The sequence below is a fragment of the Deltaproteobacteria bacterium genome (genome assembly GCA_029858205.1).
Lineage (GTDB): Bacteria > Desulfobacterota > GWC2-55-46 > GWC2-55-46 > DRQE01 > JAOUFM01.
Genome location: JAOUFM010000020.1, coordinates 1 through 15,368, shown reverse-complemented (window position 1 = coordinate 15,368; position 15,368 = coordinate 1). Strand labels below are relative to the sequence as shown.

General features: G+C 53.0%; 13 protein-coding genes and 3 tRNA genes. All 16 read right to left on the bottom strand.

From position 1 onward, the window contains the following. On the bottom strand, nucleotides 1-826 hold an 826-nt coding region (locus OEV59_10005), incomplete at its 3' end, for a S41 family peptidase (GenBank protein ID MDH4228059.1). A gap of 67 nt (nucleotides 827-893) precedes the next feature. Further along, entirely contained in the window at nucleotides 894-2,054 is a 1,161-nt protein-coding gene (locus OEV59_10000) for a peptidoglycan DD-metalloendopeptidase family protein (protein MDH4228058.1), read from the bottom strand. 5 nt (nucleotides 2,055-2,059) lie between these two features. Continuing rightward, nucleotides 2,060-2,947 (bottom strand): ABC transporter permease, encoded by an 888-nt coding sequence (locus tag OEV59_09995; protein MDH4228057.1) that lies wholly within the window; start codon nucleotides 2,945-2,947, stop codon nucleotides 2,060-2,062. After that, complete coding sequence (ftsE, locus tag OEV59_09990) at nucleotides 2,947-3,597, bottom strand: cell division ATP-binding protein FtsE (protein MDH4228056.1); 651 nt, start codon at nucleotides 3,595-3,597, stop codon at nucleotides 2,947-2,949. The genes OEV59_09995 and ftsE overlap by 1 nt, the downstream gene beginning before the upstream one ends. A gap of 188 nt (nucleotides 3,598-3,785) precedes the next feature. Continuing rightward, nucleotides 3,786-3,862: transfer RNA gene (locus OEV59_09985), tRNA-Asp, on the bottom strand. A gap of 146 nt (nucleotides 3,863-4,008) precedes the next feature. Further along, nucleotides 4,009-4,084 (bottom strand) — tRNA-Val (locus tag OEV59_09980). 14 nt (nucleotides 4,085-4,098) lie between these two features. Then, entirely contained in the window at nucleotides 4,099-4,371 is a 273-nt protein-coding gene (locus tag OEV59_09975) for an HU family DNA-binding protein (GenBank protein ID MDH4228055.1), read from the bottom strand. A 129-nt stretch (nucleotides 4,372-4,500) separates the two neighbouring features. After that, nucleotides 4,501-6,924, bottom strand: coding sequence for an endopeptidase La (gene lon / locus OEV59_09970; GenBank protein ID MDH4228054.1), 2,424 nt, complete (start codon nucleotides 6,922-6,924; stop codon nucleotides 4,501-4,503). A 202-nt stretch (nucleotides 6,925-7,126) separates the two neighbouring features. Further along, nucleotides 7,127-8,380: an ATP-dependent Clp protease ATP-binding subunit ClpX gene (gene clpX, locus OEV59_09965; protein ID MDH4228053.1), complete on the bottom strand. Its 1,254-nt coding sequence runs from the start codon at nucleotides 8,378-8,380 to the stop codon at nucleotides 7,127-7,129. Nucleotides 8,381-8,421: 41 nt separating this feature from the next. Continuing rightward, nucleotides 8,422-9,003: an ATP-dependent Clp endopeptidase proteolytic subunit ClpP gene (gene clpP / locus OEV59_09960; protein ID MDH4228052.1), complete on the bottom strand. Its 582-nt coding sequence runs from the start codon at nucleotides 9,001-9,003 to the stop codon at nucleotides 8,422-8,424. A gap of 57 nt (nucleotides 9,004-9,060) precedes the next feature. Then, nucleotides 9,061-10,338: a trigger factor gene (gene tig / locus OEV59_09955; GenBank protein ID MDH4228051.1), complete on the bottom strand. Its 1,278-nt coding sequence runs from the start codon at nucleotides 10,336-10,338 to the stop codon at nucleotides 9,061-9,063. Between the two features lie 37 nt (nucleotides 10,339-10,375). Next, nucleotides 10,376-10,458: transfer RNA gene (locus OEV59_09950), tRNA-Leu, on the bottom strand. A gap of 495 nt (nucleotides 10,459-10,953) precedes the next feature. Next, nucleotides 10,954-12,432: an alginate export family protein gene (locus OEV59_09945; GenBank protein ID MDH4228050.1), complete on the bottom strand. Its 1,479-nt coding sequence runs from the start codon at nucleotides 12,430-12,432 to the stop codon at nucleotides 10,954-10,956. 337 nt (nucleotides 12,433-12,769) lie between these two features. Then, nucleotides 12,770-13,759: a KpsF/GutQ family sugar-phosphate isomerase gene (locus OEV59_09940; protein ID MDH4228049.1), complete on the bottom strand. Its 990-nt coding sequence runs from the start codon at nucleotides 13,757-13,759 to the stop codon at nucleotides 12,770-12,772. Between the two features lies 1 nt (nucleotide 13,760). Further along, complete coding sequence (kdsA, locus tag OEV59_09935) at nucleotides 13,761-14,591, bottom strand: 3-deoxy-8-phosphooctulonate synthase (protein ID MDH4228048.1); 831 nt, start codon at nucleotides 14,589-14,591, stop codon at nucleotides 13,761-13,763. An 11-nt stretch (nucleotides 14,592-14,602) separates the two neighbouring features. Next, the coding region (locus tag OEV59_09930) for a CTP synthase (GenBank protein MDH4228047.1) at nucleotides 14,603-15,368 on the bottom strand (766 nt) is incomplete at its 5' end.

The window sequence follows — 15,368 nt, the reverse complement described above, 5'->3', positions numbered from 1 at the left end:
ACTCCGAGTTCTGCTCCTTTACCCTGCCCTTTATGGACACAATAGTTCCGGAATCGAGGAACAGATCCGATATAAGGACTGCCTGCTTGAGAAGACCGCCCGGGTTATTTCTTAAGTCTATCACCAGCCCCTTGAACTTGGCATCGCTGCTGCCAAGTTTATCGAGGGCGCGCTTTAAATCCTCATGTGTCTTGTCCTGGAACCCCGTGAGCCTCACGTATCCGTACCCGGACTCAAGTTCCTTGGACTTAACGCTTTGCAGCTTTATCTCGGCCCTTGTAAGCTCGAAGTTTTTTGGCCCGTCAAACCCTTCCCTCATTATAAGAAGGTTAACCTTGGTGCCCTTATCGCCGCGTATAAGCTTTACGACCTCTGTGATGCTCATGTCCTTCACATAGGTATCGTCTACCTTTATTATCTTGTCGCCGGCCTTGATGCCTGCTTCAGAGGCAGGAGAGTCGTCTATCGGCGCAATAACCGTTATAGAACCCTCCTTTATGCCAAGCTCCATTCCCACGCCGTAGAAATACCCCTTGGTATCCATCTGCATTTCCTTATATTCGCCCGGATCCATGAAGGAGGAGTGCGGGTCCAGATTTTTGAGCATTCCGTCCACGGCGCTGTATATAAGGTCCTTTGTGGTGACCTCTTCTGCGTAGTTTTCCTTGACTATCTTTAGCGACTCGCCAAATATCTTGAGCGTTTCGTAGCTCTCGACCCCGGCAACGGCAATCCTGCTGCCTATGCCCCAGACCGGCACCGCGGCAAGCGCCATAATGGCTGCTACAAGAAGCGCCCTGTTCCAATTCCTTTTTCCGTTCGTCATTGTGCCCTTCCTCCTTTGGGCCGCGTCCGCCAAAACGTCCGCAGCTATTATTGTTCATATCACAGAGCTATCTTACGGCGAGCCACGCAGCCGGATCCCTTGGCACGCCCTTTTGCCGCACTTCGAAATAAAGCCCGACAGTCTCGCTAGAGCCCGAATCCCCGACCTTCGCTATGACGTCGCCGGCAATGACCTCGTTGCCCCGTTTTTTAAGCGCCTCCGAGAGATACGCGTAAAGCGTATAATACCCTCCCCCATGGTCCAGTATTATAACCTGTCCGTAGCCGCGAAGCCAGCCCACATACGCGACCTTGGCGTCGTAGACGGCCTTGACATCGGAGCCAAACGGCGCCTCTATCACCACGCCGTTATTGAAGGTCGCGGTGTTGAACTTTGGGTGCGTCACCTTGCCGTACGCCGAGACCACATCTCCGGCAACCGGCATGATAAGGCGCCCCTTCATGGAGGAAAAAGCGCTCTCGTGCTCTTCTGCCTCTATTACGCTTCCCTCGGAAAGCTCTTTTATGAGCTCGACGAGCTCGGCCTTCGCGCCCTCGAGCTGGCGCTCGAGCCTTGCGTACGAATCCTTTTTCTTTCTCACGTCGGAAAGAAGCCCTTTCTTCGACGTTAGGCTTTTCTCCATGTTCCTTTTCTCGTACGTAAGCGCGTCCCTGGACTTCTTAAAACTCGCATTCAGCGTCTCGAGCCGTCTTTTCTCGTCGTTTAGGTCCTTCAAATTGCGCTCTGCAGAGGCCATAAGGGCCTTATCCGAGTCCATTATGTAGCTCATCATCCGTATGCGTCTGGCGGCCTCCTCTGATGTGGAGCCGGAAAAGGCCGCGTTAAGGGCCCATCCGCCGCGCATCTTGTACATCGCCCTTAGCCGCTTTGCGAGCCTGTCTTTCAAGGTGGCGCGCTCCCTGGCAAGACGCGTAACCGAGGAATCGGCCTCCCTTATGTCTGTCTGAAGCGTCATTATGGAGTCGTTTATCGCAGTAAGCCTTACCCTGTACGCAGACAGTTCTCTGTTATAAGTATCCAGGAGCCCGAGTATGTCGGTCTCCTCTTTTTTTGTAACGTTTATGTTCTTCTTCGTCTGGCGAAGCTTCTTATTTATGTCCTCTAGTTTTTTTTCCTTGCTTATGACCTTTCTGTCCGCCGCCGATGCCGAAGCAAGCGACACGGTAATGGCCAGTGCAATGGCCGCGTATGTCAGCAGACGCAGCACCGCCGCTACACCTTTAAGAACCTTCCCATGGAAACGAGGCTTCCGACCCCTCCAAGCAGCGCTCCGCTTAAGGCAAGCACGGCAAGCAGCGCGTACACGGAGAACGAAAGATCCAGCACAAAGGCAAGCGAAGACGGTATATAGAGCGAGAACACATAGCGGCCAAGCGCCATGATAGAGAGCGCGAGAACTCCGCCGGCCGCGCCGGAGAGAACCCCTTCGAGCAAAAACGGCGTCTTTATAAATCCCTGTGTCGCCCCGAGGTAGCTCATTACCTCTATTTCATCCTTCCTCGTATAAACCGATAGCCTTATCGTGTTGGATATGACGAATATAGTTGCCATGACAAGGAACACTCCGAGCACCGAGGCAAAAATCTTTATGAACCTCAAAAAGGCCGAGAACTTCTCCACCCAGTCCGCGCCGTACTGAACGTCCTCTATTGCCGGCACTGCCTTTATCGCCGAGGCCACCTTTGCCATGCGCTCCGGAGTAACGGCCTCAGGATTAAACGTTATCTCAAGCGATGCCGGAAGCACGCCCGGAGAAACGCCGTCTAAAAGCGCCTCGCTGCCCTTCATGTCGGCCTTGAGGATTTTGAGGGCCTCTTCCTCGGAAACAAACAAAGCGTCCTTTACGCCGTCAAGCCGCTTTGCCGCCTTCACGAGTTCATCAGGGTCTACCCTTACCCCCGGCTTTATGTACGCAATTACGTGCGCCCTGTTGCCCCAGGACTTGACGATAGAATCCATGTTCGCGATAATAACGAAGAAGAACGCCGTTATGGCAAGAGAGAAGCCAACTGTCAGGGCCGACAAAAGCACCGTCACCGGGTTCTCCCTGATACTCTGGAGCGCGTCCTTCGCGGCGTATCCGAGGCTTGCCTTGCTCATCAGGCTGTAAGCCTCCCGCCCTCGAGCTTTATGACGCGCTTACCGACCCTTTTTATTATTTCCTTATCGTGAGTGGCGACTATAACCGTGGTGCCGCGCAAATTGACCTCCGTAAACAGATTGAACATGTCTAGCGCGAGCTCGGGGTCCAGGTTTCCCGTGGGCTCGTCGGCAAGAAGTATAACAGGCTCCTTCACCAGGGCCCTGGCAACGGCTACGCGCTGCTGCTCTCCGCCGGAGAGCGTGAGGGGGCCGAAGTTCGCCCTGTGCTCGAGCTTCACGTACGCAAGCGCCTTCATAACGCGCTTTTTTATTTCAAAAGGCGACGTCCCCATGACCTTCAAGGAAAGCGCGACGTTATCGAAAACGCTTCTCGAGCTGATGAGCTTAAAGTCCTGGAATATGAAACCTATCTTCTGTCTTAGCGCGGGTATCTCGCCGGAGGTAAGGCGCTGGTAGTTCCTGCCGCCGATGATAAGATGCCCGGAGGTAGGCGGCTCAACACCGAACATGATGTTCAAAAGCGTGCTCTTTCCGGCGCCGCTTGAGCCGGTGACGAACACGAACTCGCCCTTCTCTACCTTCAAATTAATGTTGGAGAGGGCCGTTATGCCTTCGAATTTCTTATATACCTGAAGAAGCTGTATCATCAGTAAGAAATAACGCAGCACGAATCTTTGCCGCGATATTATATTATCCCAACAGTGTAATTTTATGTCAAGGAAGTTATGCGTGAAGGGCCCTCTTGAAAAACACCCCGGCATCCAAGCGAAGCCGGCAACCACAGGGCATGAAATGCAAAAGGCCGCCGCTTAAAAAGCGGCGGCCTTTTCTATGCTGGCGGAGCCGACGGGGCTCGAACCCGCGACCTCCGGCGTGACAGGCCGGCGTTCTAACCAGCTGAACTACGGCTCCTTAAAGAGGAAACATCTATGTAAATATTTCCTCTCAAAACCCTTTGGAAACCGGAAAAGCATTATCCACCCGGGTTCCCTCAAACACTTTCAAAAAAAATTTCCATGGCCTCCGGCAACTTGCTTGCGTTTTAGCCAGGAAAACCGTGGTGGGCGGAACAGGTCTCGAACCTGTGACCCCAGCCTTGTAAGGGCTGTGCTCTACCAACTGAGCTATCCGCCCGGTAAAAACGCTACTTAAGAAACAGCGTCCTTAAAGCCCTTTGCAGGCTTGAACTTTGGCACCGTGGAGGCGGCGATCTTTATCTCCTCGCCTGTCCTCGGGTTCCTGCCGGTTCTCTCGGCCCTCTTTGCCGCGCTGAAGGCGCCAAACCCGGATATGGTCACCCCGTCCCCGCCTTTTAGCGCGCCGACGATGACATCTATAAAAGCGTTAACCGCCTTTTCCGCATCAGCCGGGGTAAGACCGCTTTTCGTAGCAACTGCCTCTACAAGTTCAGATTTATTCATATTCACACCCTCCGCTTTACCTATTCCTTCAAAAAGCCGCGCACTTTCCGCGTAATGCACACGGGAAAGTGCGCGTCAGTCCATTATATTAAGCGACTTTACCGGCCTGTGTCAAGGAAAAACACAAGTTCAATGCCGTATTGTAACGCCGCCCTCTTCCTTCTTTACGCCCGAGGCATCTGCAGCCGCATCGGCAGATGGCTCTTCCTTCCGGCCCTTGAATATCTCGTTTCTGTCCTTTACGTCAAGCGCGGCAATGAGGACGTCGTCCATGTGCTCGACAAACACCACATCTATCCCCCTTTGCACTGGCTTTGGCACGTCATGGAGGTCCTTCTCGTTCTCCTTTGGAATCAGCACGCGCTTAATGCCGGCCCTGTGCGCCGCCAGAAGCTTTTCCTTAAGCCCGCCAATAGGGAGCACCTTGCCTCTTAGCGTTATCTCGCCGGTCATTGCCACGTCGCGCCTGACGGCTATGCCGATGAGGGCCGAGGCAAGCGCCGTTGCCATGGTGATTCCTGCCGAAGGGCCGTCCTTGGGGATTGCGCCCTCGGGAACGTGTATGTGCACGTCTATTTTCTGATAGAAGTCCTTATCGAGCCCTATGCTCGCGGCACGGCTCCTTATGTAGGTCATTGCCGCGTGCGCGCTCTCCTGCATCACGTCGCCGAGCTTTCCGGTGATGGTGAGCTTGCCCTTGCCGGGCACAAGCGCGACCTCGATAGAGAGCAGATCTCCCCCGACCTCTGTCCACGCAAGACCTGTCGCTACACCTGTTTCCTGCTTCTCTTCCATCCTGCCGTGCCTGTAGGGAGGCACGCCAAGATACTTTTGCGCAAGAGCCGCCGTTATCTTTACCTTTGTCTCCTTGCCTTTTTTAAGCACCTCTCTTGCGACTTTCCTAAGCACCGAGGCCATCTGGCGCTCCAAGTTCCTCACACCCGCTTCTTTCGTATAGAGACGAATGACGGCGAGCATGGCCTGCTTGGCGAAGTCCACGTTATCCTTGGTAAGGCCGTGCGCGCTAAGCTGCTTGGAGAGCAGGAACCCGGAGGCTATGTGGAACTTCTCATCCTCTGTGTAGCCGGGGATGCGTATAAGCTCCATCCTATCGAGAAGCGGGTACGGGATACCCTGCATCGAGTTAGCGGTCGTTATGAACATGACCTTCGAGAGGTCATAATCGCAGTCCAGGTAATGATCGTTGAACGTATGGTTCTGCTCAGGGTCAAGGACCTCGAGAAGAGCGCTTGCGGGGTCGCCCCTAAAATCGTTACTCATCTTATCGACTTCGTCAAGAAGGATAAGCGGATTGTTGGAGCCAGCCTTCTTTAGCGACTGTATTATCTTACCCGGCATGGAGCCGATATAAGTGCGCCTGTGGCCTCGGATCTCGGCCTCGTCCTTCACGCCTCCAAGAGAGACCCTGACGAAGTTTCTTCCCGTAGCCCTTGCAACACTCTTTGCAAGCGAGGTCTTACCGACCCCGGGCGGCCCGACAAGACAAAGGATAGGGCCCTTCATCTCTTCCACAAGCCCGCGCACTGCGAGGTACTCGATAATCCTCTCCTTTACCTTATCAAGGCCGTAGTGATCCTCGTCGAGAATGCGCTCGGCCTCGACTATGTCGATTTTCTCGTCGGTATAATGAGCCCACGGAAGCCCCACGAGCCAGTCTATATAGTTTCTCACTACCGTTGCCTCGGCGCTCATCGGGCTCATGAGCTTTAACTTCTTGATCTCCTGCCTCGCTTTTTTCGAGGCCTCTTTGCTCATCTTCTTTGTCTTTATCTTGGCCTCGAACTCCTGGAGCTCGGTCTTAAAGTCGTCTTTCTCTCCAAGCTCCTTCTGGATGGCCTTCATCTGCTCGCTAAGGTAGTACTCCTTTTGCGTCTTCTCCATCTGCTGCTTGACGCGTTTTCTAACGCGCTGCTCTATCTCTAGTATCTCTATCTCTCCCTCGAGCAAAGCGTAGAGGCGCTCGAGCCTCGCGGCCGGGTTCTCTATCTCAAGGAGCTTTTGCTTCTCATCGAGCTTTACCGTAAGGTGCGTTGCTATCGTGTCGGCAAGGCGCCCGGGCTCCTCTATCGAGCTCACGCTCACAAGCATCTCGGGCGGGACCTTCCTGTTTAGCTTCACGTACACATCAAAGCTCTTCACAACAGAACGTATAAGGGCCTCGACCTCGGCGTTGGTCTCGAGCTTGTCTTCTAGCTCCTCCATCTTTACGATGAAGAGCTCCTTTGTCTCGACGAACTCCTTTATGCGCGCCCTGTGCTTGCCTTCGACAAGCACCTTCACCGTGCCGTCCGGAAGCTTTAGAAGCTGCAGTATGGTGCCTACGGTGCCGACCTCGTAGATGTCCTCTACCGAAGGGTCGTCGTTCTTCGCGGCCTTCTGCGCCGATAAAAGAATGCTCTTATCGTTCTCCATGGCGTGCTCAAGGGCCTTTATAGACTTATCCCTGCCCACAAATAGCGGCACCACCATGTACGGGAATATGATTATGTCCCGAAGCGGTATGAGCGGTATTACACCCTTTGGATATTTCACTTTATGTCCTCCTTGTATTCCCGGGTTTGCTTTTAAAGCTTATGCCCGGCACAAAACCACGGTTCGCTATGCACCGCCGATACGCGCCTTCGGCGTCTTTCATATCCCCCGGGGTGAAAAAAACGGGGCTTTTTCAGGAAAAAGCCCCGCCCTGATTATTGCCTTACGGCCTCTCTGAAAACAACGCGATATCGCTTTCGCTTCATGCGGTCTCGCTTTTCTCTTCGTATATGAGTATAGGCTTACTCTTGCCAAGTATGGCCTCTTCGCTCACTATGCATTCCTTCACATTGGGCTGCGAAGGAAGCTCGTACATGGTATCGAGCATGGAGCTCTCGAGTATGGACCTTAAGCCCCTTGCTCCGGCCTTTCTCTTCATGGCCTCTCTTGCAAGGGCCATGAGGGCGCTGTCCGTGAACTTTAGCCTCACGTTCTCCATCTCGAAGAGCTTCTGGTACTGTTTAACAAGGGCGTTTTTGGGCTCGGTAAGTATCTTTATCAGGCTCCGCTCGTCAAGTTCCTCTAGCACTGCCGTTACCGGAAGCCTTCCCATGAACTCGGGAATGAGGCCGTACTTCATTAAATCTTCGGGCTCAACGTCGCGCATAAGGGCCGAGAGCCCCTTCTTGCCGACCTTTCTGCTCTCTACGTTGAAGCCAAGGGTCTTTTTCCCTATCCTGTGGCTTATGATATCCTCTATGCCGGTGAATGCGCCGCCGCAGATAAAAAGAATATTCGAGGTATCGACCTGCAAGAACTCCTGCTGCGGGTGCTTTCTTCCGCCCTTTGGAGGCACGTTTGCAACAGTGCCTTCGATTATCTTTAGAAGTGCCTGCTGAACGCCCTCGCCAGAAACATCGCGCGTAATCGAGGGGCTGTCTCCCTTTCTCGATATCTTATCGATTTCGTCTATATAGACTATCCCCTTCTGGCAGCGTTCTACATCATAGTCGGCATTCTGCAGAAGACCGAGGATTATGTTCTCAACATCCTCTCCGACGTAGCCCGCTTCGGTAAGTGTCGTTGCGTCTGCTATGGTGAACGGGACATTTAGTATCTTGGCAAGGGTCTGGGCAAGAAGCGTCTTACCAGAGCCCGTTGGGCCAAGTAGAAGGATATTGCTCTTTTGTATCTCGATAGAGCCAAGGGCAACGCCCCCGTCTATTCTCTTATAGTGATTATAGACGGCTACCGAGAGGACCTTCTTTGCGTAGTCCTGCCCTATGACGTACTCATCGAGTATCTTCTTTATCTCCGAGGGTTTCGGTATGGCGCGTTCTTTTTTCTTGAACTCGTCTTTTTCGTAGCCGTCGGAAATTATATCGTTACAGAGCCCCACGCACTCATCGCATATATAGACCATGGGGCCGGCAACGAGTTTTCTTACCTCGTCCTGCCGCTTGGAGCAAAAAGAGCAGGTCAGGTATCCGTCGCCTTTTGTTTTATCGTTTCCCATTGCTATGCCTCCGTAATACGGCCATCAAAGAACCGGCCCTGTCAAACCCTTTTCTCTATCACTTTATCAATTATACCATATTCCACAGCCTGCTCGCCAGTCATATAGAAATCCCTCTCCGTATCCTGGTGTACGCGGTCATAGGGCTGGCCCGTGTGCTTTGCCATGACGCCCGTTAATTCTTCCCGTAACCTTAGGATTTCCTTGGCCATTATGTCGATTTCTGTTGCCTGGCCCTGGGCCCCGCCAAGGGGCTGGTGTATAAGGATTCTCGAGTGCGGCAGGGCAAACCTTTTGCCCTTTTCCCCGCCCGCAAGGAGAAGCGCGCCCATGCTCGCGGCCTGCCCCATACAGATAGTGGACACATGCGGCTTTACGTACTGCATGGTGTCGTATATGGCCATCCCGGAGCTTACTACGCCTCCCGGGGAGTTTATGTATAGGTGTATGTCCTTTTCCGGGTCCTCGCTCTCGAGGAATAGAAGCTGCGCAATGACGAGGCTCGCGACATTGTCGTCTATGCCGCTTCCAAGGAATATGATTCTTTCCCTAAGAAGCCTCGAGTATATGTCGTAGGCCCTCTCGCCCCTTCCCGACTGCTCTATGACTATAGGTACCAGCATTTAAGTCACTCCTCACCTTTCATGCAACTGACTTTAGCACAAAAAACGGCTGCCGCCCTACAAGCTTACCTTGCTTGGCCCAAGAGAGAGCACCTCGAAGACCTTTTCCCTTCTTATGCCGTCCACGAAGTTTTCATAGAGGTTGTCTTTCTTAAGCCTCGCCTTTATGGTCTCTACCGGCTCGTTACGCATGGATGCGATGTCTGATACTGTCTTCTCTATCTCCGCGCCGGATACGTTTATGCCTTCTTTATCTGCGATGGCGTCGAGTATAAGGTCCCCCATTGCCTGCCTTGCGGCCATTTCGCGGTACTTATCCTTCATCTCTTCGGAGTTAAGGCTCATGTCCTTTGGATCGACAACGCCGCGCCTTACGCCCTCGAGAATATTCTGCATGATCTGCGTAAAGTACCTGTTCGTGAGTGAATCTGGTATCTCAAGCGGGTTATCGGCGATGAGCTTGTCCATGAACTCCTTTTTAACGCGGTCGTTTTCAGCCCTCTCGTGCATCTTTTTGAGCTCGGTGCCTACCTTGTCTTTTAAGTCAGCGAGATCGTGGCATACGAGGTTTCTTGCGAACTCGTCGTTTATTTCCTCAACGACCTTTTTCTTTATCATCTTAACCGCCATCTTGAAAATAACGTCCTTGCCGGCAAATCTCTTGTCGTGATAGTGGGGCGGGAAGGGCTTCGTGAACTCAACGACGTCTCCGGCCTTCTTGCCGCCTGCCTTTTCCTCGAACTCCGGGAAGAACGAGCCCTCGCCGAGTATGAAGTTATATTCCTTGGGTTTGCCGTCCTTTTCAACGGGCGCGCCGTCGACGGTGCTCGATATGTCGATTACCACCATATCGCCGTCGACCGCTTCGCCTTCTTTTTCCTCATACCTCGCGTTTCTCTCGGCAAGGAGCCTGATTTGCTCCATTATGTCGGCATCCGAGAGCTCAACGCCCTTTCTCTCTACCTTGATGTCCTTATACCCCTTGACCTCGAACTCGGGCTTTATATCTATCATGGCGTAGTAGTTAAAGCCGTGGCCTTCCCTTACCCTGCCGACTTCCATGTCCGGGGCCGAAAGGGGCTTTATGCCCTTTTCCTCGATGGCCTTTCTATATGTCCTCTCGACGATATTGACGGTTACCTCGTTATAGAGCTTGTCGCCAAGCTTCTGCTTAACGACCGAGGCCGGGGCCTTGCCTTTTCTAAAACCCTCGAGTTCAGCCGAGTTCTTCACCGAGCCCACGAACTCATCTATCATGGCGGTAACGTCTTCAGCCGGTATCTCGACGGTGATGCGCTTTTTAATACTGCTAAGATCCTCTATGCTTACCTTCATTTTTCTCTATGCCGTGCCTTTCTCTTTGATATTTCGCTGGTGCGAGAGGGGGGAGTCGAACCCCCATGGTTGCCCACTGGATCCTAAGTCCAGCGCGTCTGCCAGTTCCGCCACTCTCGCATGGAAGCGCTCGTATTAAAATAACACAAAACCACTTTATTGTTCAATGGTTTTCTCGCGGGCGCATCCCTGCCCCTTTTGGCTAATTATACTTAATTATATATAATTTTACAAAAAGGTCAAGGAAAAACGGGCTGCGCCCGGTTGATGGCGCGTAAAAGGCTTATTAGATTAAGTATGCACAGAACATCCGAAGAAACACTTGGGTACAGGGGGGCACGACTGCCGGGCTCCGCCCTTTTAATAACGTATAAAAGGCTTATTCGCTTAATTAACCACAGGAGCATCCGAAGAAACACTTGGGTGCATGGGTCACCCCTGCCAGGCCCGAGGCCTGCCTTAGCTTAGTTAATAACGTGTAAAAGGCTTATTAGCTTAATCTTGCACGGGGTATCCGAAGAAACATTCGGGTGCAGGCGTCACGCCTGCCCTGCCAAAAAAAATCGGGGCGGGTTATTAACCCGCCCCGAAGAACTGCTTTATACTGCGTGAAGCTTAGAACTTGGCAAGTATCTGGAAGTACATCCAGTCCCTGTCCTCGCCCTTCTGCGGGGCTGCAAGGCCATCGGTGATGTAAGCGCCCGGCATAAAGCGGGATACGCCTGTCATCATGCTGACTGCCGCGTTGTACTTGTAGTTAACGGTGATGTCGATCTCAGAACCGATATCGCTGCTGCACTTGGTCTTGCCGGCCTTCGGCGTGCAACCCGTGGGGGCGCCGTTCCAGTTGCCTGCCGTATACCAACCGTCATAAACAGTAGTAGTCGGGACGGTATCGAGCTCGAACATCCAGTAATCAAGCCTTGCATTGAGCTTTTCATTGAGATTGCCGCTCACGTTAAGGTTGATGCCGCTCATGTTCCTCCAAGCCATAAGGTCCATGTAACCATACTTGTCATGGTTCGTGGGATAGAGGTTAGCAAAGGTATTGCTGGTCATCTTGCCGTTGCCCTTGTCCTTATTGCCGCCGGATGCCCAGTCATACTCAAGGCCTATCCTGATCTTGTTCTCGCCAGGAAGCGTGAAGCCCACCTTTGCTGCTATTGCCATTGCTTCGTGGTCAATGGTCCACTTCTGCTTGGTGCCTGCTTCGAGCCAGAAGCCCTCTACCGTGCCGGTCTGGAACGGTATTTCGAGGCCGTAATCAAGGCCGCTTGCAGCGCCCGCTACCCTGAAGCCGTAGGTAAAGAGTTCCTGGTTCGTTACGCTTATCGTAGCAGGGTTCGGGTTACCGATGTTATTTACGGTATCACCATAGTTAAGGATGGTCGGGAATGCCGTTGCGCCTGCGCCTGCACCAAGAGCAATGTTCGTCCTCTGGGTATCCTTTACCTGGAGAAGATATACGTCTATGGTGTTATTCGGGACGCTCGTAAGCGTTGCATAGATACCATAGAGGTTCCTGTCGTCGCCGAGGTCGCCTGCTGCTGCCGCGTTACTGTCAACAAGCTTTGCTGTGAATGCGTCTACGGAGAAGCCCTCGCCAGCAAAGGTCGCCTTTGCCGCATCGAAGCTCCTGCCATTGTTGGACCAGCCGAAGCTGCCAATGAGCCTCTGGTCGCCGTAGTTAAGCTCCTGTCTGCCGAGCTTTACTGCTACAGGCGTGCCAAAGAAGTTCTTTATCGTTGCGCTTGCCTCGTGAAGGCCTACTGCCGTGAACGGAGAAAGGTTCGGTCCGCCGTTAGCATTCTCGCCTCCCTGGCCCCACGTCCAGTTACCCTGGAGCACTATCCTTGCGGCAACGTCGTCGGTCGGGGTCGCGTCTACTGCGAGCCTTACCCTCTGGCCCCAAAACGCCGTATCGTCGTCCACGTTATTGGTTGTTGCATTGGTCTTATCGTCGCTATAATTCGTGTTATGCGTCTCCTCGGCCCTCAACCTCCACTCGCCGCTTACCTTTGTCTCTGCGGACGCGGGAATCGTGAATACCGCGAGCATTGCTACTGCCACTACCAGTGTTAAGATCCTTTTCATTTACTTTCCTCCTTCCGGTTTTTTGTTGCTTAAGAGTATTTTTACAGCAACTCCTATATCGCATTTCCGCTTGCTCTGCCTCTACTGCCTTGCTTCCCTACAAGCAGCGTCCGTCGTATGCTCTTCCGTCGCTCCTGTAGCTGTACCGCCGCTTCCGTGGCCCTGCTCTTATTACCTAGTTTTTACAGTAAAACAAGGTCTTAAAAACATACCCCGGCGCGCCGGTACCTAAATTTTCCTCAAATCTATCACCCCCAAGACACTTTGTCAAGAGTTTTTTTAAATATTTTTAATACCCGGCCGCAAGCCCCGTTACGCGCAAAAGTAAACAATACCGTCAAATGACCCCTGCCCTGATAAGGTCATGCAGATGGAGCACGCCCTTAACAAGACCTTTTTTGTCCTTTACAAAAACAGCAGTAATGGAATGCTCCTCCATCATCCTTAGAGCGGCCTCGGCAAGAAAGTCGTCCATGATGGTCTTTGGGTTTTTCGTCATAACTACTCCGGCCTTCATCTTAAAGACGTCTATGCCCTTCTCAAGGGCGCGTCTTAAATCGCCGTCCGTGATAACGCCGGCGAGTTTACTACCCTTGAATACGCCTGTAAGCCCAAGCCTCTTTGCCGTCATCTCGAGGATTGCGTCCTTCATGTGCGTTGAGAGCCCGACACGCGGCACGTTCTCTCCGGAGTGCATCAGCTCGGAAACCTTTAGAAGTTTTTTTCCGAGGCTTCCTGCCGGGTGAAGCTCTGCAAAGTCCTCGGCCTTGAATCCTCGCCTTTCAAGAAGCGCAACCGCAAGCGCATCTCCCATGGCAAGGGTTGCTGTAGTCGAAGCCGTTGGCGCAAGCCCCAAGGGGCATGCCTCCTTCTTAACACCTACGTCTATAATCACATCCGAATACCTTGCAAGTGTAGAATTCGGCTTTCCGGTAAACCCGATGGTCTTGACGCCAAAGCGCTTCACGGCCGGGAGCATCCTTACTATCTCCTCGCTCTCGCCGGAGTTGGATACTGCTATGAGCACGTCGTCCTTGCCAAGCACTCCCAGGTCCCCGTGCGCGCCTTCTGCCGGGTGAAGAAAGAAGGCAGAGGTTCCAGTGGAGGCAAGTGTCGAGGCCATCTTCTGGCAGATGATGCCGCTTTTGCCGATACCGGTGACAATGACCTTGCCCTTTGCAGACAATATAATGTCTACTGCGCTGGCAAAGTTCGAGTTAAGCCGCCCTTCAAGAGCGCCTATGGCGTCGCGCTCTATCCTTAGAACGCGTCTGGCTGTGTCTATGGCCCTTTGAGCGGCCTTATCTGTCTTCTTTTTTATTGCCATGCTACCTGCTTCCTCTGATATACCCGTCCAGGGCAGATAGTTCCTCCATGAACGCTTGAGCGTCCTTTAGCGGTATGGAGTTTGGCCCGTCCGATAACGCCTTATCCGGGTTAGGGTGCGTTTCCATGAATATGCCGTCTACACCTACTGCCACCGCTGCCCTCGATAGATACGCTATCATGCTTCTATCGCCCCCTGAGCTCTTGCCCTTTGCAGACGGCAGCTGCACGCTGTGCGTTGAGTCGAATATCACCGGGCAGCCCGTTTGCCTCATTATGGGAATCGAGCGAAAGTCCACCACAAGGTTACTATACCCAAAGCTTACTCCCCGCTCGGTAAGAAAGACATTCTTATTACCCGTGCTCTCGACCTTTCTTACTGCCTCTGCCATGGAGGCCGGGTTCATGAACTGCCCCTTCTTGATATTCACGGGCTTTTTCGTCTTTCCTGCTGCCACAAGCAGATCGGTCTGGCGGCAAAGGAATGCCGGGATTTGGAGCGCGTCAACAACCTTGCCCGCCTCCCTTGCTTCTTCCACGGAATGCACGTCCGTAAGAACGGCGACATCATAGCGCTTCTTTATTTTCTCGAATAGCTTTAGCCCCTTTTTAAGCCCGGGGCCGCGGTACGAATCAATGGAGGTTCTGTTGGCCTTGTCGTAAGACGCCTTGAACACGAACCCTACGCCGAGCCTCTCGGTTATATCGAGAAGCCCTTCTAACGTTTTTAGGGTCGTCTTCTCATCCTCTATGACGCAAGGGCCTGCTATAAAGAGCAGCGGCCCCTTGCCGCCTCCGACCGAGGCGTTGCCGATTTCTATTTTTCTTGGCACCATTATATATACTACCTTTTCTTTTTCGTTTTTGCCGTTTTCTTAACAGCCTTTTTCCGGACTGCCTTCTTGGAAGCACTCCTCTTCCTTGCCTTGCCGCTTGCCTTTTCCTTGAGCGCTGCCTTAACGAATTCCCTAAAAAGCGGATGCGGCGTAACCGGGCGGCTCTTGAACTCAGGGTGGAACTGGCAGCCAAGGAACCACGGATGATTGGCGTACTCGACAATTTCAACAAGGCTTCCATCCGGGCTAAGACCTGTAAAGCTAAGGCCGGCCTTCTCGAGCTTCTTTCTATACGAGTTATTTACCTCGTAGCGGTGCCTGTGGCGCTCGGATATGTCGGTTGAGCCGTAGGCCCTGTGCGCGTGCGAGCCCTTCTTTAGAACGCACGGATACGCGCCAAGGCGCATGGTCGCGCCCTTAAAGTCCACTCCGCGCTGCGATTCCATAAGGTCTATTACCGGGTATTTTGTCTCGGAATCAAACTCGAAGCTGTTTGCGCCGTTTAGCGAGGCAAGATGCCTCGCAACCTCCACAACCGCCATCTGCATGCCAAGGCATATGCCAAAGAACGGCATCTTCTTCTCCCTTGCGTACTTTATGGCCGCGATCTTGCCCTCTATGCCGCGGCTCCCGAACCCTCCGGGCACAAGGAGCGCGTCCACGCCCAAGAGAAAGTGCTCGGCGTTCTTTTTCTCGATGTCTTCGGAATCGATATATTTGAGCACCACCTTGCAGTCGTTTGCATGCCCGCCGTGCACAAGCGCCTCGTGAAGG